The organism is Mesorhizobium sp. M3A.F.Ca.ET.175.01.1.1, from assembly GCF_004791945.1.
Classification (GTDB): domain Bacteria; phylum Pseudomonadota; class Alphaproteobacteria; order Rhizobiales; family Rhizobiaceae; genus Mesorhizobium.
Genome location: NZ_SRTP01000010.1, coordinates 19859 through 40167, shown reverse-complemented (window position 1 = coordinate 40167; position 20309 = coordinate 19859). Strand labels below are relative to the sequence as shown.

Genomic DNA, 20309 nt, shown 5'->3' with positions numbered 1-20309 from the left:
ACCGCTGGGCACCTTTGGGCGACATGCATCAGTGTCCAAGGCTTTCGATCTGGGCGGCCAGTTCAGCGGCAAGCCTGAGCGCCGCCGCCGTCGCCACCACCATTTGCGGCAGGACCAGCCATTCCAGCGTCCAGGCCGCGCCGGAGCGCTCCTGCTCGTGCACCAGCGCGGGGTGCATCCCGGCAAGCTGGACGGCGTTGAAGCGGGCCAGCGCCACCAGCGCCTCCGCCTTTACCGGGTTCTGCTTGTACGGCATGGCCGACGAGCCGCCGCCGCCCGAAAGTCTGATGTCCGTGCCGGCCTGCGCCATCAGCGCCACGTCCTGCCCGAATTTGCCGAGGCTGCCGGTCACCAGCGACAGCCAGCCGGCGAACTCGGCAAGCGCATCGCGCTGACTGTGCCATTGCGGCGCGTCGGCAAGACCAAGTTTGGCGGCAAGTGCCGCGCGCACGGCCGCCGCGCTGTCGCCGAGCTTTTCCAGCGAGCCGGCGGCGCCGCCGAACTGCAGCACGAGCAGCCGGCCACACACCTCGGCAAGGCGAACCTGATGACGTCCGAGCGGCGCGCGCCAGGGCACAATGCGGTCCGCCACGGTGATCGGGATTGCCGGCTGCATGCGCGTCATCGCCATCAGCGTTCTACCGCCGAACTCCTCCTCGAGCCCCGTGAGACGCACGATGTTTTCACTGAGCAGCAGCCCGATATGCTCGACCGCCTCCCGCAGGCGCAGCACCAGCGAGGTGTCGATGACATCCTGGCTGGTGGCGCCGAAATGAACGAATTCGCGATACTGCTCGCCGACGATCGACTTGATCTGGCGCACCAGCTCCGGCACCACGACGCCGTCCCTGGCGACGCCGGCGCGCAGCCCCGACGTGTCCGGCCGGAACAAGGCCAGCGCCTTGACGATCGCCGCTTCGGCATCACGCGGGATCAAGCCGCATTCGGCTTCCGCCTCGACCAGCGCCCACTCGAAACCGAGCATCGCGGCGATGTCGGCTTCGACGGAAAAATGCCGCGTCGCCTCCTCGTCGCCGAGCAGGCCGGAAAGCAGCGGATGATCGAAGGGTGATACGGTCATGTCGTGGCCGGTCAGCTGTCGAAGAAAACCGTCTCCTTCTCGCCCTGCAGATGGACGTCGAAAACGTAAGTGTCGGCAGTGCGCTCCGCGATCAGCGTCGGTAACCGCAGGCGATGTTCGATCCGCGCGAGGATAGGATCCTCAGCATTGGCCTGTTTCTCGTCGGAGAAATAGAGCCGCGTGTGCAGGCCAATATTGATGCCGCGCGCCACTATCCACAGCGTGATATGCGGCGCCATCAGGCGACCGTCGCGGAACGGCACGCGGCCGGGCTTGATCGTCTGGAACAGGCAGATACCGGTTTCCATGTCGGTCGGCTGCCGGCCCCATCCTAAAAAATTCGGATCGGCCGTGCCGCGCAATTCCGCGGGCGAATTGTAGAGCCCGGCGGCGTCCGCCTGCCAGATCTCGATCAGCGCATCCCTGAGCGGCGTGCCGGTGCCGTCGAGCACGCGGATGCGCAATTCGATACGCTCGCCCCTGGTCTGGTCGTTGACCGTGGTCGAGCCGAGGTCGCTCGCATAGACACCGCCGATGCCGCAGAAATTCGGTGTCAGCCCGATATGCACATAGGGTCCGGCGGTCTGCGAAGGGCTCTCCTTCAGCCGGTCGAGCGACTGCGCCATCAATTGCCCTCCGGCCTGTTCTCGAACAGCGTCGAGCGCCGCCCGCGCAGCACGATGTCGAACTTGTAGGCGAGCGCGTCCATCGGGATGGTCGACTGCATGTCGAGCGCGGCGATCAGGGCTTCGACGGCGGCCTTGCTGGAAATGCCGCCGACGATCGGACAGCGCCAGATCAGCGGATCGCCGTCGAAATACATCTGCGTGATCAGCCGCTGCGCGAAGCCGTGGCCGAACACCGAAAAATGGATATGCGCCGGGCGCCAGTCGTTCGGGCCGTTCGGCCACGGATAGGGCGCGGGCCTCACCGTGCGAAAGGCGTAGCCGCCGTCCTCGCCGGTAATGGTGCGGCCGCAGCCGCCGAAATTCGGATCGAGCGGGGCGAGATAACCGTCCTTCTTGTGGCGGTAGCGGCCGCCGGCATTGGCTTGCCAGAATTCGAGCAGCACGCCCCGCACGCCCTTGCCGCGCTCGTCCAACACGCGTCCATGGACGATGATGCGCTCGCCGATGGCGCTCTCGCCGGCCTTGGCGAAATTGTGGATCAGGTCGTTATCGAGCTCACCGAGCATCGCGTGCCCGAACACCGGACCGGTCAATTCCGACAACGTGTTGTCGAATGACAGCAACGCCTTCTGCGGCGAGCGCAGGACCGAGCTCTTGTAGCCCGGCGTGAAGGCCGGCGGATGCCATTGGCAGTCGCGCTGGAAGAAAGCGCCGGTTTCCGGCGAACGGTTCGAGCCTTGCTCAGCCATGGGCCGCCTTTGCTCCATCCATCTGCGCGAACACCTCCTTGGCAATCTTGAAGGCACGATTGGCCGCCGGCACGCCGGCATAGATCGCGACGTGCAGGAAGGCCTCGCAGATGTCATCTCTTGTAGCACCAGTATTGCCGGTGGCGCGCACATGCATGGCGACTTCCTCGTCATGGCCGAGCGCGGCAAGCAGCGCCAGCGTCACGATCGAGCGCTCGCGCTTCGACCAGCCGGGCCGCGCCCACACCGTCCCCCATGCAGTCTCGGTGATCAGTTGCTGGAACGGTCGGTCGAAATCGGTCGCGGCATCCTCGGCGCGGTCGACATGCAGATCCCCGAGCACGGAGCGGCGGACTTCGAGACCGGTCCGATAGCGGTTCTTCGTGACATCATCCATGAGCAGACTTTCCCTCAGGCAACGAGGCGACGAAATCGCGGATCAAAGTGGCGAGCGCTTCGGGCTGCTCGATGCACGGGATGTGCGCGGCGTTGCGGATCACTTCGAAGCGTGCGCCGGGGATCAGTTCGGCCAGCGAACGGACGAGATCCGGCGGCGTCGATCCGTCCTGATCGCCGACGATGCAAAGCGTCGGCACCGCGATGCGCCGCGCGCTGTCGGTGAAATCGGCGTCGCGCACGGCCATGCACGTGCCGATGTAGCCCGGCAGCGCATGCCTGGTCAGCATGTTGCGGCAGCCGGCCAGATCGGCGGCGCGGCTGGCATGGAAATCCGGTGTGAACCACACCTTCATAATGCCGTCGGCAATCGCTTCGATGCCGTCTCGCTCGACCGTCGCGATACGAGTATTCCAGCTCTCATTGGTGCCGATCTTATGCGCGGTAGCGCTGAGGATCAGCGCCTCGACGCATTCAGGCCGGCGGGCATAGAGGCCCTGCGCGACCATGCCGCCGACCGACAGGCCGAAGAGCACCACCTTGCCGAAACCGAAGTGATCGACGAGAGCGCCCAGATCGTCGACATGATCGTCGATCGAGCGCACGCCACTTCCGATATCCGATAGCCCATGGCCGCGCTTGTCGTAAACCAGCATCGGCATTTCGCCGGTCAGTTTGGCGACGACATCGTCCCAGATCCGGAAGTCGGTGCCCAGCGAATTGATGAAGACGATCGGACGCGACGTGCCCGTCGCCTCTATAAAGCGGTGATGCAGCGCGACGCCGTCTATGCTGACGAATGGCATGATTTCTATCCTCCAAAGCCACATTGCACGAGCAGTTTGGTTCGGTAAAATGATATTTTGCGGCGTTTCATTAACTCTGAGGTTATCGAACCATGGCCGAAAGCCGGATCCGCTTCCGTCATCTGCAAGCGTTTCTCGAAGTCGCGCGGCAAGGCAGCGTCGCGCGCGCCGCCGACTTCCTGCATGTCAGCGCGCCGGCCGTGAGCAAGACCTTGCGCGAGCTGGAAGAAGCGCTCGGCATTGCCGTGGTCGAGCGCGACGGCCGCGGCATCCGCGTCACGCGTCTCGGCGAAATCTTCCTCGGCCATGCCGGCTCGGCGATCTCGGCGCTCAAGCGCGGCGTCGATTCCGTGCGCCAGGACGGGGCCCTCAATCGCGACCCGATCCGTATCGGCGCGCTGCCAACCGTATCGGCGCGTGTGATGCCGCTCGCCATCAATCTGTTCCTCGAGGAGAATACCGGCGCCGCGCTCAAGATCGTCACCGGCGAGAACGCGGTGCTTCTCGAGCAGTTGCGCGTCGGCGCGCTCGATCTCGTCGTCGGCCGCCTCGCGGCGCCGGAGCATATGACCGGCTTCTTTTTCGAGCACCTTTATTCCGAGCAGGTGCTGTTCGTGGTGCGAGCCGGACATCCGCTGTCGGAACCCGGGACAGACATCTTCGCGCGGCTCGACGAGTTTCCCGTGCTGATGCCAACAAGGGAATCCGTTATCCGGCCTTTCGTCGACCGGCTCTTTATCACCAATGGCATGACCGCGCCGGCCACGGAGATCGAAACCGTTTCCGATTCCTTCGGCCGCTCCTTCATGCGCCAGAGCAATGCCGTATGGATCATCTCGGCCGGCGTCGTCGCCAATGAGATCGCCAGCGGCGCCTTTGTCGCCCTGCCGGTGGACACGGAAGAGACCAAAGGGCCGGTGGGCTTGACCATGCGCACCGACACCGCGCCCTCGCCCGCCTTCACAATTCTCTTGCAGACGATCCGCGAGGCAGCGCGGCACCACGCCTGACGATAGCTGTATCGTTATCTTGACCAGGTTGCGGCAATAGGGTGAAATCGGGACGCAAATGAACATCTTATCCTAGAACGTCATGCGCCTTCTGCTTGGTTTCGGCCCGTACCGCTGGCTTCACAACCTACAGCTCTTTTGTCCGATAGCCAGAAATTGCCATTGGGCGTCACTGCGGTATGGATGGTATCATTCACTGGATGCGCGACGTCCGGAGCGGCCGCCCGCACCGCGCTCGGCACCATCGATCACGCCCTGCTATCGATTGAGGCCCTGCGGCGCGAGCCATTCCGCTCATAGGCATCGGCCTTCATCGGCGAAGAGGTCGTCGATACGCAAAGGACAATCGTGGAATTGGGCGGGGTGCCGCAGCTCGGCCAGCCTACCGCACATTGATCCGCTGACGCGTGAAAGGTGGAGAGATGCGGTGGCTGCCGGCTTCGACCTTGCCCCTGATCACCTGAGGCGAATGATGCTGCAGTCTCAAGTCTGGCATCCATTCACCCAGCACGCTTGAGGCACTATGAGCCCTGAAATCGTGCTGACGGAAGGCGCCTATCTCCACAAGGCCGACGGCACGCGTATCCTCGACGCTATTTCCTCCTAGTGGGTCGTCACCCATGGCCATCGCCATCCCCGGATCATGAAGGCCATCGAGACGACCGCATCGAGCCTCGACCAGATCATTTTCGAGGGCTTCACCCATGAGCCGGCCGAACGGCTGGCCGAGGCGCTTGTCGGCCTCGCACCCGCCGGCCCGGTCGCCCGTATGACGCCTGTTACTCCGGCAGTTTCGGTCAACGGCCGAATTGGGCTCGCGTGGTATTGCTGCCGGCGCCACATAACGCCGGTGCATCCAAAACCCGGCTGTCACAGCTCTGATTTCTGACCTGACCCACTCTTCATTCAAAAATCGTCTTGACGAACCTGAACTTGCCCGCGCCGCCGGAAGGCTCAACTTCTAGAAGTTGGGGCCATCATGGCCACGAGAAGTGCACGTTCACGCCCGACGAAGCGGACCTCGAAAATTGGTGGCGCGGCGGGTCTTCGAGGAAACTTCCACACCTATGGCGTGCGCAAGACTTGGTGGTAGCTCACGTGGCAAGCTTCGACGTCGCCAACCGCGGCCGGCGCGGCCGCGGTCGTGTCGTTTCGCAACAAGCCTTTCTCGCCCTTGGAAGATGCGGCCATCGATGACGCACTCAGCGGGGCGATGCTCGCAGCGATGCGCGGTGGGCGAGCTATCTTCAGTGAGACGTTGAGTGTTTTAGGCCCGTACTTCTCAGGCTGGGTCGTTCGCGTTAACCCGTCAGATGCTGCGCGAGCAGGAAGCCGGAACCGCGGCCAAGCCCGGATCCTGGATGGGTCGAGGCTCCGATCAGATAAAGACCTTCGACATCGGTCTTGTGATTGACGCTGTGCTTGAACGGCCGCCACAGCAACGCTTGGTCGATGGTGGAGGAACCGCCGTAGGGATCGCCGCCCACCAGATTGATATTCATGGCCCCGATATCAGCGGGCGAATAGGCGCGACGTGCTATTACGGATTCCTGGAATCCGTCGATATGCCTCAAGCATAGCCTCCACCCGATCGGCATAGGCCTCGCGCAAGGTCTCGGTCCACCGACCGTCTTCCGGCGGACCCAGCAAGCCGGCTGCATCGCCCTTGATTAAGCGAGGCGCCTCCGGCATTTGCAGCCACAAGATGGCCTTACCTGGCGGGCAGCGCGACGGGTCGAGCACATGCGGTTGCTGAACGCAGATCGTCGGCAGTTCCGGGAGCATACCGCAGAGGGCTTCGTTGCAAGCCTTGGAAACTCCGTCGATGCCGGCGGTGAGATGCACGACAGCAGCCTGGGCCAGTTCGGCGTTCTTCCAGGCCGGCATCCGATCGAGTGCATAGTGCATCTGGAAATTGCCCTTGCCGTGGCGAAACTTCGCGATCGCATCCGGCTCGTTCATGACTTGGGCGCCGCCAAGCAACCTTTCATACAGCTGGGTCGGCGTCATCGAGCAGATGACGCCTTTCGCGGCGGAAAACTCCGCGCCCGAGGCAATGCGAACTCACGTTCGGGGGCCTTTTTCTTTTGCGGTTCAGTCTCCTGTTTTCTTTGCCTGTTCCGATTCCCGGAAGGCCACGAAAAGTTCGTCTAGCCTATCAGCAATGAACGCGCCGAAGGTCGACGCGTCCTTCGATTTCAAGGCTAGCGTAAAGATCTTTCCCGTATCGGTGATCTTGGCGCGTACGGACTTGTCCCCTGGCGTCCAAGCTCTGTCTTGCGACTTCGCCGGCGCGCGGGCACGATTCGGAACGGAACTCAGGAAGTCAACAATCGTGTGAAGCGGATATCGCTCTGAAGCGACGAAAAGTCTGCGCTCTTCACATAGTCCGCTGCCCTGAGCCCATTTTCATGGCGCTCCATTAGCTTTGCGAGTTGCCACCAGCGATCTCGACCTATGCCCTTGGCCGCTCCGACCGCCAAAATAATTCCCTCGGGGACATGGCTGGTAACCGAGGCATCTTGGAAAATGTCGTATCGTCCAGCGCTAGCGCCAGCTTGACGGTCTCAGGCGAATGGCCGGCCTTGAGGATACGCTCGGCAAATAAGGTCCGTTCAATGAAGGACAGATCTGCCCTGGCAGCGTTCTCCTGCCCCTGGGCTATCACATGGTCCTTATCGTCCATGTTCTTGACGACCGCTCGAACGGGCCGGCCCAAATGCCGGGCGACCGCCTTCGGTGTCCAAAGACAGTCTGATAGCGCCCTGGCGCCGATGGATGCGGCCTGACCAGGACGGGGAATCTTGCCCGCGCTCCCGAATTGCCGCCAGCAGCTCAAGGAACTCGTCATCAGCGTCGTCGATACGATCTGAAACGAACGAACTGTCGATCAGGGCGGGATCCAGATCGACCACGGAACTCTTGGACAGCTCCTCAAAGGATTGCATGATCGACCGCGAGGCGCCTCGAACGGCGTAGTTGGCGACGTCCCGCACCTCCGGGGCAGCAGCCCCTGCCCCCATCACGCTTCCGAATACGTCCTTGCGGGCCATTCAATCGCAACTACGAAGCGTCGGCCGCCGACAGTCTGGACGCAGCGCTCGCTGTGCTCGACGAGGCGTTGTCATCACCTCAAAGAACCTGACCGCCTCACCAGCGATCAACCGGGGGAGGGGAGGGGGCTTTTCAGAGCCCGGACGCCTTGGTGAGGTTGACCCGGAAGCGGTCACGCCGCCGCTGATACCTGCGGGTCATCTCGGCGCTGGTATGGCCGAGTTGCTTCTGCACATAGCGCTCGTCGACTTCGGCCGAGGAGGCGAGGCCAGCGCGCAGCGAATGGCCGGCAAAGAGCTTTCCGCGTTCGCCTTCCGGCAGGTCGCCGCGTACGCCGGCCGCCAGCGCGGTCCGCTTGACCAGGCGGGCGACCTCCTGGTCGTTGAGCCGATCGGCGCCAACCGCCTTGCCCTGGCCGGTGACGCGCCGAAACAGCGGTCCGTGCGCGATACGGGCGAGCTTGAGCCAGGTCTGCACCGCGACAACCGGGCAGGTGGCATCGGACGAGCCGCGCCCGACTTCGACCTCCCGCCAGCCGGTCTTGCCGCGAAGGGAAACGAGCATGCCCTTGTCGAGGATCTCGATCCAGCCGCGGCCGTCCTCGGTCTGGTCGCGGCCGACATCCAAAGCCACGATCTCGGAGCGGCGCAGGCCGCCGGCAAAGCCGAGGAGCAGCATGGCGCGGTCGCGCAAGCCGCGTAAGCTTCCGCGTTCGAGCGTTTCCAGCATGGCGATCAGATCCTCGGGCAGAATGGCTTCTTTCTGCCGGGGAGGGGTGGCGTGGCTGTTGCGAATGCCGGCCAGCACAGTGGCGATATGCCGGTCTTTTCTGTCCAGCGGCTGGCCACGCTGAGAAAAGTTCCAGGTCAGCGACGAAAGCCGTCGCTCGATTGTCGAGACGGCGTTCGGCTTCTTGTCGCCCGTTAGCTTGCCGGACGCGCAGGCCGTGATGTAAAGGCCGACGACCTGCGGATCGGGCGGCAACACATCGAGATGCTGGCGGCGCGCCCAGGCGCAAAAATGCTTCCAGTCGGCGGCGTAGGCGCGCCGGGTGTTGGCCGAGCTTGCCGCCTCGACATAGTCGCGGGCACGATCGGCGAGTTTTTCCAGATGCGCCGGCACACGCGTCTGGCTGCCGCTGATCGGCAGGGCAGGGGAGGGGGCTTCCGCAGGCTCGTCTTCCGGTGCCTCGCGAGGAGCCGCTACTGCGGTACAGCGAAGCTGGATCGAGGGTTGGCGGATAACCTGCCCCGTTTGCAGACAACGGCAGCAAGAGAGGAGGGACGGGGCATCTGCCCTCGCAAGCACATCATCGCCGTTCGAGGATCTTTGGGTAGATGCCGTCCATGGGGAGCGGCTCATCGATCAGTCGTTTAGAGGAGCATCTGTCGGTTAGGTGTCGCCAAACGATATCGTCCGGTTACTGCTCGTCAGACGATGCCCGAAGCCCTTCCATTATCAGGCACCGATGCGTGATTCCACCATCCTTGGCGACGTCGTTCCAGGTTTCGGTGAGCTTGTCGGGTGTCTCAATCTTCTATCAGGCAGATCCGGCGTACGTCTCCGAACTCAAGCGCCAAACGCTTGGGGCTCACTATGCGCGGTTCGCTGCAATCAACGCCGGCATATCGGCTTCGAGAAACTCTCAGCCGCTGCAGGTGAATTGAGACTCAGGAGCATTGAATCTCATGATTGGGTGCAGCGGTTGGGCGAGGTGGGCGCAATCTCGACGTTTAAGTGCAGTGCGACAGCCGGCCTGTTATCGAAGGAGAAGCTGCTCGCGGGCGACATCATGCTGGGGTTTTCCAACGACGGCGACGGGGACTCTGGCATCGTCGGCGACGAATAAACGGGCCTCGCCCGACGCTGACTTCTGGCCATCGGAATGTAGCGCAGCTGCTCAAGACGCGCTCGACTACCACCCGCCGTGGCTTCGCGCCCTGGTTCCGCAGCGTGACCCGCTCGGCAACATCGAGATACGTTAATTCCACAATGCTTTGCGCGGCCGCTCCCGCGACGTCGAAGCGGTTCTTGCGTTCCTGAGGCGGATCGGCCGCCAGTTCGACATCTCGCCAGTTCTGATCGGCGAGTCGCCATTTACGATTTCATCAACCAGCGAGATGGCAAGCCGGTTCGACCTGCACGGAGTTGCCGCGGTGGTAGTACGGCGAGGAGTTCCTCGCGCTCCTCGACAGCTTCGAAGCCGCCTTGCCGCTCGCCTGCATTTCCAATCTTTCTGACGAGAAACTGGCGCGAGAGATCTTCCGGCTTTCGAAGGGACTGATAGGCGAGATCGTGGCGATCGTCACGACGGCGGCGATCGCTGCGGTCAGGTCTGGCACGGAGCGGATTACGCAAGCATGCTGACATCCTGCGGCGAGCTGCGCCTCTCCGTACCGGGCATGGATGCCAGCAGGGTCCGTATCGGATCATCGTCGAAGCGGGGGAGGTCGGGCGCCCGCCGGTTCCATTCTTTGGCCGGCACCTTCAACGTCTTCGCGTTTTCCTGGAGGTTATGGCCGACCACGGCAAGCGTCACGCACCGCTCCAGATCGGCGAAGCTAAGGCGGGCGGGCCGCTCTTGCGGATATCCATCGCGATCCGCCACGGATCGGCCCGTCGATCCGGGCTGCGTCGCCAGTACCGCGTTGAGTTCCCCCGGCAGCCTTCCGACCGCGCCCGCCCTCGTGGACGCGGCGGCGGTCCCGGTAGCGGATACGAATGCTATAGTCCTCGGATCCACGCTGGAAGGCCTGCCCTTCGAACTGCTTGGCGGAATCGGTGACGGGCGCCCGCGGTCGGCCGAACATCGGCCAGCCGTGCGGCGCCCCACGGTAGAAAGAACGGCTCGGTGACCCGTCTGACGCGGCGCACCGACGATCGAATGCGGTGTGGACGAATTGCGAGCGTTTCGGCAAATGGAACAGCGTATGGAAGCGGTTGGCCGGCTGAGCAAAGCCGACGTCTTCGAGGCATTCTTCGACCAGCTCGCCGCGCTCAGTTCGTCAGCGCATCTGGTGCAGATGTTCGACAGCACCGTCGTCCGCGCCCATGTCTCGGCGGCGGGCGCAAAAGGGGCAGAAGGACCAGGCGCTCGGCCGCTCGCGCGGCAGGTTCTCGACCAAAATTCACCTGAAGACGGATTTCGACGGCATCCCATCGCCTTCGACCTGACCGGCGGCGAGAAAGGCGATGCGCCGCACTTTTCCATCCTGCTCGGACTTGGTCCCAACGTCGATCCGCGCGCGGGCAATCGGCGCTCTCGCCGCCGGCTTCATCTTGGTCAAATCCGTTCACACCCCCTAGTACCTCTGCACAGAGGTTATGACGGGCTGAACCGGCTGAAGTTTGGGTAGGATGTTGTGGTCGACGAGCAGTCGGATGCTGCGCGCGACGCCGGACTGCCTGCGGATCAGGCCGGCGCGTCGAGGGTCAACACCATCTGGTGGACGGATGGCAGGGTGACGCCGAAATAGCGTTGCATGTCGCGTTCGGCCGGCGGCTGGCGGCTATCTGCATATAAGCCCGGATGAAGGCGAGGTACTGGCCCTGTTTTTCGGTGAAGCTGGGATCCGCAGACGTTTGCCCGCCACATTTTCGATTCATCCGGAACCCTTGGCAACCGAGGAGGCCTTCCGGATGAATCTACGCTATCGTGTCGATCTCGACCAACCCGAACGCGACGAACTCAGCGATGCTGGCAGGCGGCAAGCAGCCGGCGCAAGCTCAAGCGGGCGCATATCCTGCTCGCCGTCGACGCGGGCTTGGGTGACGAGGTCATTGCCGCGACGGTGGTGGTCGGCGGCTTCACTGTCTACCAAGCGCCGCTTCGTGGAGATGGGTCAGGAGGCGGCGCTCAGCGAAGAGCCACGCGCAGGCGCGCAACGCAAGCTGACGGGCAAGGAAGAAGCCCTGCTAGTGGCCACCGCCTGATCCAGCCCGCCGCCGGGCCGCGCCCGCTGGACCCTGGAGTTGCTGGCCGGTGACTTCGTCAAGCTGACCGATCACCAGGAACTGCCTTGATCGTCGCATCGATAGCTATGATCGCCTCGTCGCAGAGACCGCCGCCTGGGAGCGCCTGCGAAACACCAGTGGCGCTCGCATCAACTGGATGTTCTCCACCGAAAACGCACGCCTTAAGATGGCCAAAGCCTATCACAAGCCGACTTCTAAAGAGTCATAACCTCTGTGCACGGGTACTACTAGGGGCTTTCTGGCCGGAAACACTGACAATCTAGAATTCCATTCTACGACAGTAAGTTTTTGCAACAGAGCCGGTATTTCTGCACAGATCCTGCTTTAACCGCGTCCCGCTGTTCCAGTAGCGTGACGCACCGTAGCGCGAGATCGATCGATCGGTAGCAATGGTGAGCGATCAGCACCAAGTGTTTGAGCTGCTCGTCGGACATCATTTCACCGCGCGAGACATCACGCACGTAGACGATATCGGCTTCGAGCAGTTGATTGAGTGGCTTGCGGGGATCGTTGTCTATCACACAGGGTGAAATCGGCCAGCGCTTCACCGCCGCAAAGCAGTGTGGAATGAACCCCTGCCGCCGCAATTCCAGATCGAGATCGCCAAATACAGGCTGATCCTTATACAGCGTGATGAAGGAAACTTCAGTTTGAACCGCCACGGCTTGCGAGAGCTTTGCTGTTCCTCCGAGAAGAACCGCGAGTTCACTCCCCTGCACGTCCATCTTGAGAAAATCGAGATTATCTATTTCGGAGATCGCATCAAGCTTCGACGTCTGCAGTCGGATCTGCTGAGTGACCTCACCGGCTGCCTTCAAGACCTCAAAGAGCCCGAGTGTTACCGGGTCAGGTTCGTACAAGCTGGTCATCCCTGACGCGCGGCAAATATTCAGCGTGTGCTCTGCGCCGTCGCCGATAGCATAAGGTAGATAGCGCTCACTTGGCCCTTTTTTTCGATTCAGCTCAAGCAACGCCTGCTCTTGGGGTTCAAAGCCCGTCACGCGGCACAGCCCTGCCGTAAGCATCGGCGCATAAGGTGGAGGGCCGTCAATTGGGTTTGACCCGACGTCAACGACTTCGGTGAGCCGCAGCGGGGATAACAGATCGAAAAAGGCGTCCGGCATCTACAGTTTTTCCTTTCTTCGTGTCCAGCGCTCGGTCGCCGGATCGGGCAATTTGCTTTTCCGCAGCGTTTTCCAAGCCGCGCCGGCCCCGGTGGGCCGGTGTCGTTTTCCATTTAATTGCCAGGCTCGCGGTGCAACAGTTTCAAAGAGTTAGCCGTGCAAAAAAATTGCGAATGGCCACTTGGAGCCACACGCCGAGGCGTTTGGCATTGATTTGAGAAACCAGCCCGGAGTGCGACCGCACATATTTTATGAAATCCGACGAAAAACCAAACGATACATTGCGATAGCGTAGAGGTAGTTGCAGTTGGATTGAGAATTCTGACAGCTCCATTTCAGGTTAAATGCCAAACCGATGCGAAACAGCCGCATTCTCACGACTGCCTTCTTCTGCAAAGCGACACCTTACTCAACAACGAAATCAATAATCATGCCAATTTCGGAGAATGGCTCCGAGAATAGCATTCGTGGTGATTTTCCAGTGACTTACATCGACACGCCGAATAGAGAAGAGCCCTCAATCGCTCATCGGTTTCGAGGGCGGCCTGATTTTTCGATGTGGCGTAGTCTATATTGCGACGTTTTGTGCCTGGGATGTCTGGTTTGCGACATTGCTGAAGGTAGGCCATGGTTGTTCATCAACGTTTTTCTCCTTTGGCACGGTACGTGCGTTGCTGTCCCCATATGTCTCACGAGTCGAGTAGAGAAGCTTGTCGGAAACTGATTCGCATTGGCTTCGGGGAAGAGTGCGGTGGAACGTGATCCTTACGTCCGAAGCCGGCTGAATTTCAGTCTGATTGGCACGGCGGTCTTATCCTCCGCTTTCAAGGGACTTTCGCGACCCGTTCGATGTTTTTGGCCGTGGATTTTTGGAATTGATCGTTGATGGAGGTTGCTATGCTTGGTATTCAGTCTATCCATTCGAACTTTCCAAATTTGATTTCTGTTTCCGAGGACATCGACTATGATGCAGGCTATCACCAGTTCATACAACATATTGACGGAAATGAAGGCGGCATACTTTACTGCAACTATGCATCCGACATTTACCGAAAGAAAGCGTTGGCTTTCTCCGATCCGGCGATTCGAATAGATTCCTCTTCGGAAGGGATGAGAGTCTTCGCCCGCGGCGGCATTGGGTCCGTCATTTATCAAGACTTCTTCGGACCAATACTTCAGAGTTTATCTGCCCATGATCCATCTTTCGGCGTTCCGCTTCAGTCATTCCTTAACGGTCTTCTTCGGTGCGGCGTTTCCGAGTCACTAAATAACGGTGACTTGCTGGGCCTGTATGGTGCATTCGGATTCGACATTGCATTGGACGTGCATCGCATCCCGAAAGTGAAGCCGCGGGATACCCGTCATCGGAATGCGGTTCTCTATTTTCCCACGACCTTTCTTGAGTTTGATCCCGAAGCCCGATCGGCACGGCGTGTGTCCTTCTTGCTCGCTGAAGACCGGCAGAACACGCCCGAAGAAGTTCATATTCATAAATTCGGTTCTTCGGCTAAATCTTCGCGGCGAGGCGGCTCAGAGCCCTTCAGTCCGCTCACTGAGCACATGGATTCCGTGGCGAAGGTCAAGGAGCATATCGGCAAAGGAGACGTCTTTGAAATCGTAATGAGCAAGCGGTTCAGCCGACCGCTAACTGAATTCCCCAGCGCAATCTTCGATCGAATTTGCCGGAAGAGGCCAGCTCCTTACAGCTTCTTCCTCAATCTCGGAAGCTCCGAATACCTGCTCGCCACATCGCCGGAAATGCTTGTAAGAGTCCGGGCAGAGCAGGTGGAGGCGCGGCCAATAGCCGGGTCCATCGCGCGAGGCAAGACAGCGGTCGAAGATGAAGCCCACATCCGCACCCTCCTCAACTCTGATAAAATCAGGGCGGAACTGATGATGTGCTGCGATGTCGCCAGGAATGACCTGTCCAAAGTGTGCACGCCCGAGTCCGTTGCGCTACGCGCAAATCGTCAGATTGAACTTTATTCAAACGTCATTCACACCGTCGACTATATCACAGGCACACTCGCGCCTGGCTATACAAGCGTAGACGCCCTCTTTGCCCACATGTGGTCAGTGGCATTAACGGGCGCTCCAAAGGCCAAGGCTCTGGAATTAATTGAAAGATACGAACCTGTGCCGCGGAACTGGTACGGGGGTGCTGTCGGCTATTTGCGGCTCAACGGAGAGATAGATACGGGCATCCCGATCGCGATGATGCACATCATCGATGGGACATCTCATATTCAGGCCGGGTCAAGTATCACATGGGACTCTGTCCCATCGGAGGAGGTCGCTGAAGCCAACAACAAGATCTCGTTTTTCGCAGATGATGCGCCAAATCCTTCACAGGTCCGGTCCGGAAAGCGGAAAGCTACCGTACTCCTAATCGATTTCGATGACTCATTCACCTACCTCACTGCGGGTTTGCTTTCACAGCTCGTGGATGAGGTCGAGGTCGTCAATTACAGGGACGCCATTGATGCACTGAACCGGTTTTCTGCGAACGCGTTGGTGCTATCGGCCGGTCCAGGGCATCCGGCGGAATACCCGTTTGACGAAATCTTGAAGCATTGCGAGGTGGAAAGAGTACCAACGCTTGGAATTTGCCTTGGATTCCAGGGTATCGTCCAACACTTCGGCGGCATTATTGATCGACTAAGAGAGCCCGTCCACGGCAAGCACGCGGAACTCCGTCTAAAGACACCGACTTCTCTCTACCGCAACGTCTCAGGCTGTCCCAGCGTAGGACGCTACCATTCCCTCTGCGCTTCCCTTAGCAGTTTACCCCCAGACCTGCGTGTGACTGCGACCACCGACGACGAAATAATCATGTCCGTCGAGCACCAGACTTTGCCGATTTACGGCGTCCAATATCACCCGGAGTCGATCATGAGCGTCCATGGGGACATAGGCCTCATGATAGTAAAAAACTTCATTGACATCGCAGTCCAGTACGAGGTGCCCCAGCATGAACGCCGATCCCCTTAGCATTCTTGGCCTTGCTTCGTCGGAGCCGGAATATTCGAGCAACAGCACGGGTGTTGGAGGCGCGAGGCATTTTCTGTTTAAGGAACTCGCAAGTCGCTACCAATTGACGACGGTTTTTCAGCCGAAGCCGTCTGCGCCAACGGCCTTAGCCTCGAAAATAGCAACTTGGGTGCCCAATCGCGAAATCGCACAACGAACATACAAGCGCCACCGATGGGTATTCCAGGCAAAGAGTCGCGCGTGCGAGCGCTATATCAACGCGCTACAGCCCAAGCCTTCCTTGATATTCCAGTGGGAGTTCTTTTTCTCGCCGTACGCAGGCGAGCGAATCCATGTACCGTACGTTGTATACAATGATTGGACAACCAGATTGAGTGCACGCGAATTTCCCGAGTGGGCGTTGCCGCGTGTGCGAAAGCACATTGACAGGCTTCAGGGCGAGCTGATGCGCCGGGCAGCCTATGTTTTTACCTTTTCCGATAAGGTGCGCCGATCTGTCATCTACGACTATGGCATCCCAGCCGAGAAGGTTGTGACGGCTTTTGCCGGTGTTAATATCGCCCATTTTCCCGATCCGATCCACCGACCGGACCGCGACCGGGTCACGATCCTTTTCGGCGGAAACGATTACGCCCGCAAGGGGCTCGGTACGCTTCTTAAAGCCTTCCGTGTTCTCCGGACTGAGCTTCCTTCGGTGGAACTTATCGTCTTCGGGGATCCTGGGCCGAATTACGTGGTGCTGGAGGAACCGCGAGTCAAACATCTGGGACATATTTCAGACAAGGGGAAAATATCGGAACTATATGCAACCGCCGACATTTTCGTGCTCCCGACCAAGGCCGAAGCCTTCGGACACGTTTACGCCGAAGCGATGGCTCATTCTCTGCCTTGCATTGGCACGAAAGTCGGGGCCGTCAACGAGGTCGTCCTCGAAGAAGAAACCGGGTTCCTGATCGAGTCCGGTGACGCGGCCGGCTTAACTCAGCGATTGCGGAAGCTCGTTACATCCAGAGAGCTGCGCATCGAGATGGGGGACCGAGGCTACAACCGTGCGAACAAACATTTCAGGTGGGATAAAGTCGTGGATGTAATGGCACCCTACCTACGCCAAGCGGCAGCAGGTCGAATTTGAAGCCCACTATCCCGCTCGTCCCGACGGCGGCGGTCGCACTCGTGGTCGGATTGCAGAGTGCGGCCATTACACTCAACCTCGCGCTATTCGCGAGAGCGCGAATTGGCATGACAGAGGGCGAGACCGCCGCTTTCCAGCTTCGGCGATTGAGATACCTCTGTTCCTACTCCTAGAGCACGTCCTGCGGTCGATGAATCGATTGTGATGTTATAGCTGCGTTTTGTGCTGATTCAGCGCGGCAAGCGGCGGCGCCGTTCGGCGTGGGAGTGTCCAGCGGGATCCGCTGGATTGCGCGGGCGAAGATCGGCGAACTGGCGCCCCGCCCACAGGGCCGCCGCCGCACCTCCAGCCTCGATGCGCATGAAGCCTTCATCGTCGGGCTGATCGAGGAGCGCAAGGACATCACGCTCAACGAGATGGTGGGGCGGCTCGTCGCCGAGCAGTCGGTGGGCATCAGCCGCAGCGCCTTGTGCGCCTGGCTTTGCCGCCACGGATGGACATTCAAAAAAAGTCCGCGCACGCACTGGAGCAGGACGCCACTGGAAGACCAGACCTTCACCGGAGCGCTGCGGCTGACGGGCATGACTGCGCCCTTCGTCTACGACGGCGCCATGAACGGCAACGTGTTCCTGGCCTATGTCGAGCAGGCGCTGGTCCCGACATTGTCAGAGGGCGACGTAGTCGTCATGGACATGTGTGGACGCCCCCGTCAGCGCAAGATGCGTGTTTCGGTAATTCCCGGTTTCCGTGTTACGCCTATGCGGCCTTTTCCATCTCTCGTCTGCGTGAATGCTTCTGTTCGTATTCCTCCGGAGTTAGATAGTCGAGCGCCGAATGTAGCCGTTGCTGGTTGTAGAAGGTATCGATGAAGGCTCCGATCCGTTTGCGCGCATCGGCCGCATCCTTGACTCCCATACGGGCCCGCGGCACGTCGAACGCCGCATCAGAGGCCGGACACATGTCAGCACCCGACCACGCTCCTCATCTTCATAAAAGATTCTTCTTGCGTGCGCATTTCGCAAAAGCCGGACAGGGTTTCCGCTAATTCCCGGACAGTGGTGGAGTGCACCCCCAGACTGAGACAAGGCAAATCGCGGACAGTTCCCGTGCAAGAGAGGAAACTGGGGCATGGCCGGACGGCAAAGAGTTATTGATGAGGACCAAAAGCTATAGCTTCTCCAGCGCATGGAGGCGGGCGAAACCGTCAGCAAGTTAGCCGACGAGGTTGGCATCAGTCGCCAACGACTTTACGAGTGGCGTGATCACCTCAGGCTTCGTGGTAATCTGAAGTCACGTCGGCGCGGCCGGGCCGGCCAGATCGATAACAGGAGTTGACGGGGCCGCGCAGGTGCAGAGCGCAGTCGACACGCCGGCACCTCAGGAAAAGGCGCTGACCATTGAATTGGACCCGCTCCGCGAAACCTCGCGCGCTCAAGGCGCGTATCCATGGTCTGGTTTTCCCGATCCCGTCTCGTGCCCGTTGCGCCATACTCTCCGTTCGACCCTCTCACACTTTGGAAACCCGCTCAGAGGAGCGGGCTATCCCGCCAAGGCTGGTATCCGATAGGTTCCTCCATTGGCCAGTAATGCCCCAGACGATGCGCGCCCGTCTTGTTAGCCAGGGCGACGATCACCAGCATGGGTCGCGCACGGCTCAGCATCCTCGAGAGCCACGGATCAGCCGTCGCGCCCTTTGCGCATTGCCCAGCGCACGGTAGCGCTGGCCCCGATGATCAGCAGCCGACGCAACGTTCGTTCACCCATTCGGTACGTTTCGCCCAGCTTTTGCTTTCCGCCCGTGGACCGTTGCCGCGGTGTGAGGCCAAGCCATGACGCTTAGTCGCGGCCTCTCTTGAAGGTTGCAGCCGAAGGCGCTAACGCTGCAAGAGCTGTTGCGGTAATCGGCCCTACCCATTATTCTCGTCCGATTTTTTTGGAGGCGACTAGTAAGATTGCGGCACTTTCGCGGGACTTCTCATTCTTCTGGGAATCGCGCTTCTTTCCTTTGCTGCCCTGTATCTGGCTCGTAGCAGGTATTGACAACCCGAAGGTTTTGTCAGCGGTCATCTCACTAACACCGAGCTTTAACGAAAGCGATGTTCTCCGTAACGGCGTTCTGCCCCACGTCGCACCGACCTTTCCCCTGTGAGTCCGCCTGGCCGATACTTCGCAAAAGCCGAATAGTCATCTCCGTTAATTTGCGATTTTTTTAAAATATTTCTTGTCGTACCGTCGTTTCGTTAGCCGCCCACGTGTTCCGCGCGAGGTGGGACGACGGGAGGACAAAGCACCACGAGGGTGCGTACCGACACAAATTGGGGAACTTAGATATGAGGAAAGTTTTGACCGCCACAGCGGCGACGTTGACGCTGTTCGTGATGACGATTGACGCTCACGCTGGCGCAGCGATCGATAAGATTAAGGCCCGTGGTGAGCTTTACTGTGGAGGTCAACCAGAAGGATTGGGCTTCCACACGCCCGACCCCAGCGGCAATTGGAAAGGGTTTGCGGTGGACTATTGCCGCGCGCTCGCCACCGCGCTTTTCAACGATCCGAGCAAGTTCGTCTACAAGCCAATGTCATTCGTGCAGACGTTCACCGCCTTGCAGACTGGCGAGGTCGACATCATCACGACATCAACGACATACACGGTCTCACGCGACGCCGTCCTGGGGTTTGAATTTCCCAGGGTCTACTTCTATTCGGGTAACGCGTTCATGGTCAAAAAGAGCGCGAACGTCACCAGCCCCAAAGATTTGAACGGCGCATCAATCTGCAACATCACAGGGTCCACCAACATCTCGAGCGTTGACGACTACTTCCGCAAGAACGGCATGACATACACCCAGGTCAACTTCGATAAGATCGACGACGCGTTCAACGCCTACAAGTCGGATCGCTGTGACGCCATCAGCCAAGAGCCACCTGTCCTTGCCTCCTTCCGCACGTCGCTCGGCAACCCCGATGACAATATCATCCTTGAGACAACGATCTCGAAAGAGCCGTTCTCACCGGTCGTGCTAGAGACCGACCCAGCATGGACGAATCTCGTTAGGCTGACCATCAACGCCACAATCACGGCTGAGGAACTGGGGATCACCTCCGCAAACGTCATGGAGATGGCCAAGATGAGCCAAGACCCGGAAGTGCGTCGTCTGCTCGGGGCCGAAGGCGACATCGGTAGGAAAATAAATCTTGCCAACGACTGGGTAGTCAAAGTCGTGAAGGCGGTCGGCAATTACGGCGAAATCTACGAGCGCAACCTCGGAGAACAGTCCGCTTTGAAGATCCCGCGCGGTGTCAACAATCTCTGGTCCAATGGCGGCCTCATCTATTCGCCGCCGTGGCGCTAAGTGAGATCG

11 protein-coding genes and 11 pseudogenes are annotated in these 20309 nt (G+C 60.0%); 11 read left to right on the top strand and 11 right to left on the bottom strand.

Annotated elements, in window-relative coordinates; translation table 11 throughout:
* Positions 1–28: 28 nt before the first annotated feature.
* The 5 genes from EN818_RS21435 to pcaD are packed head-to-tail and all read right to left on the bottom strand — an operon-like array spanning position 29 to position 3661.
* Positions 29–1081 carry a 3-carboxy-cis,cis-muconate cycloisomerase gene (locus EN818_RS21435; RefSeq protein ID WP_135905154.1) on the bottom strand — a complete coding sequence of 351 codons (1053 nt, stop codon included), beginning with the start codon at positions 1079–1081 and terminating at the stop codon, positions 29–31.
* Between the two features lie 11 nt (positions 1082–1092).
* On the bottom strand, positions 1093–1707 hold the full coding sequence (pcaG, locus tag EN818_RS21430) for a protocatechuate 3,4-dioxygenase subunit alpha (RefSeq protein WP_135905152.1): 615 nt from the start codon (positions 1705–1707) through the stop codon (positions 1093–1095).
* Entirely contained in the window at positions 1707–2459 is a 753-nt protein-coding gene (gene pcaH, locus EN818_RS21425) for a protocatechuate 3,4-dioxygenase subunit beta (protein WP_135905150.1), read from the bottom strand. Before pcaH ends, pcaG begins: the two co-directional genes overlap by 1 nt.
* Positions 2452–2856, bottom strand: a complete 405-nt coding sequence (pcaC, locus tag EN818_RS21420) for a 4-carboxymuconolactone decarboxylase (RefSeq protein ID WP_135905148.1) — start codon at positions 2854–2856, stop codon at positions 2452–2454. Before pcaC ends, pcaH begins: the two co-directional genes overlap by 8 nt.
* Entirely contained in the window at positions 2849–3661 is an 813-nt protein-coding gene (gene pcaD / locus EN818_RS21415; RefSeq protein WP_135905146.1) for a 3-oxoadipate enol-lactonase, read from the bottom strand. The genes pcaC and pcaD overlap by 8 nt, the downstream gene beginning before the upstream one ends.
* 92 nt (positions 3662–3753) lie before the next feature.
* Between pcaD and pcaQ the strand changes: the two genes are divergently transcribed.
* From pcaQ to EN818_RS33715, 3 genes and pseudogenes are all read left to right on the top strand, one after another.
* The gene (gene pcaQ / locus EN818_RS21410; protein WP_135905144.1) at positions 3754–4671 is read left to right on the top strand and encodes a pca operon transcription factor PcaQ; all 918 of its coding nucleotides are present in this window, start codon (positions 3754–3756) and stop codon (positions 4669–4671) included.
* Positions 4672–4893: 222 nt separating this feature from the next.
* Positions 4894–5188: pseudogene (locus EN818_RS33720) on the top strand (AAA family ATPase); the annotation flags it as partial.
* Between the two features lie 6 nt (positions 5189–5194).
* Positions 5195–5560: pseudogene (locus EN818_RS33715) on the top strand (aminotransferase class III-fold pyridoxal phosphate-dependent enzyme).
* Between the two features lie 412 nt (positions 5561–5972).
* On the opposite strand, the pseudogene EN818_RS21400 reads toward EN818_RS33715, so the two are convergent.
* The 3 pseudogenes from EN818_RS21400 to EN818_RS21390 all read right to left on the bottom strand — a co-directional run.
* Positions 5973–6741, bottom strand: a pseudogene (locus EN818_RS21400) (NAD(P)/FAD-dependent oxidoreductase); the annotation flags it as partial.
* 24 nt (positions 6742–6765) lie between these two features.
* A pseudogene (repB, locus tag EN818_RS21395) lies at positions 6766–7724 on the bottom strand (plasmid partitioning protein RepB).
* Positions 7725–7857: 133 nt separating this feature from the next.
* Positions 7858–8880, bottom strand: a pseudogene (locus EN818_RS21390) (site-specific integrase); the annotation flags it as partial.
* Between the two features lie 313 nt (positions 8881–9193).
* Between EN818_RS21390 and EN818_RS21385 the strand changes: the two are divergent.
* Complete coding sequence (locus EN818_RS21385; RefSeq protein WP_135905142.1) at positions 9194–9574, top strand: hypothetical protein; 381 nt, start codon at positions 9194–9196, stop codon at positions 9572–9574.
* 136 nt (positions 9575–9710) lie between these two features.
* Positions 9711–10086, top strand: a pseudogene (locus tag EN818_RS21380) (TniB family NTP-binding protein); the annotation flags it as partial.
* On the opposite strand, the pseudogene EN818_RS21375 reads toward EN818_RS21380, so the two are convergent.
* Positions 10079–10547, bottom strand: a pseudogene (locus tag EN818_RS21375) (transposase); the annotation flags it as partial. The pseudogenes EN818_RS21380 and EN818_RS21375 sit on opposite strands and share 8 nt — an antisense overlap.
* A 201-nt stretch (positions 10548–10748) precedes the next feature.
* On the opposite strand from EN818_RS21375, the pseudogene EN818_RS33265 reads away from it, so the two are divergent.
* Positions 10749–10857: pseudogene (locus EN818_RS33265) on the top strand (IS5/IS1182 family transposase); the annotation flags it as partial.
* 507 nt (positions 10858–11364) lie between these two features.
* Positions 11365–11733: pseudogene (locus tag EN818_RS21360) on the top strand (helix-turn-helix domain-containing protein); the annotation flags it as partial.
* 239 nt (positions 11734–11972) lie between these two features.
* Here the strand turns inward: EN818_RS21360 and EN818_RS21355 are convergent.
* Positions 11973–12824 carry an FkbM family methyltransferase gene (locus EN818_RS21355; RefSeq protein WP_135905140.1) on the bottom strand — a complete coding sequence of 284 codons (852 nt, stop codon included), beginning with the start codon at positions 12822–12824 and terminating at the stop codon, positions 11973–11975.
* An 897-nt stretch (positions 12825–13721) separates the two neighbouring features.
* Here EN818_RS21355 and EN818_RS21350 point away from each other — a divergent pair.
* From EN818_RS21350 to EN818_RS21340, 3 genes and pseudogenes are all read left to right on the top strand, one after another.
* Positions 13722–15815: a chorismate-binding protein gene (locus EN818_RS21350; RefSeq protein WP_189523819.1), complete on the top strand. Its 2094-nt coding sequence runs from the start codon at positions 13722–13724 to the stop codon at positions 15813–15815.
* Positions 15796–16947: a glycosyltransferase family 4 protein gene (locus tag EN818_RS21345; RefSeq protein WP_135905136.1), complete on the top strand. Its 1152-nt coding sequence runs from the start codon at positions 15796–15798 to the stop codon at positions 16945–16947. Before EN818_RS21350 ends, EN818_RS21345 begins: the two co-directional genes overlap by 20 nt.
* Before the next feature lie 230 nt (positions 16948–17177).
* Positions 17178–17639: pseudogene (locus EN818_RS21340) on the top strand (IS630 family transposase); the annotation flags it as partial.
* 918 nt (positions 17640–18557) lie between these two features.
* Here the strand turns inward: EN818_RS21340 and EN818_RS21330 are convergent.
* Positions 18558–18858: pseudogene (locus EN818_RS21330) on the bottom strand (transposase); the annotation flags it as partial.
* Between the two features lie 419 nt (positions 18859–19277).
* On the opposite strand from EN818_RS21330, the gene EN818_RS21325 reads away from it, so the two are divergent.
* Positions 19278–20300, top strand: a complete 1023-nt coding sequence (locus EN818_RS21325) for an amino acid ABC transporter substrate-binding protein (protein WP_135905132.1) — start codon at positions 19278–19280, stop codon at positions 20298–20300.
* The last annotated feature ends 9 nt before the right edge of the window (positions 20301–20309 follow it).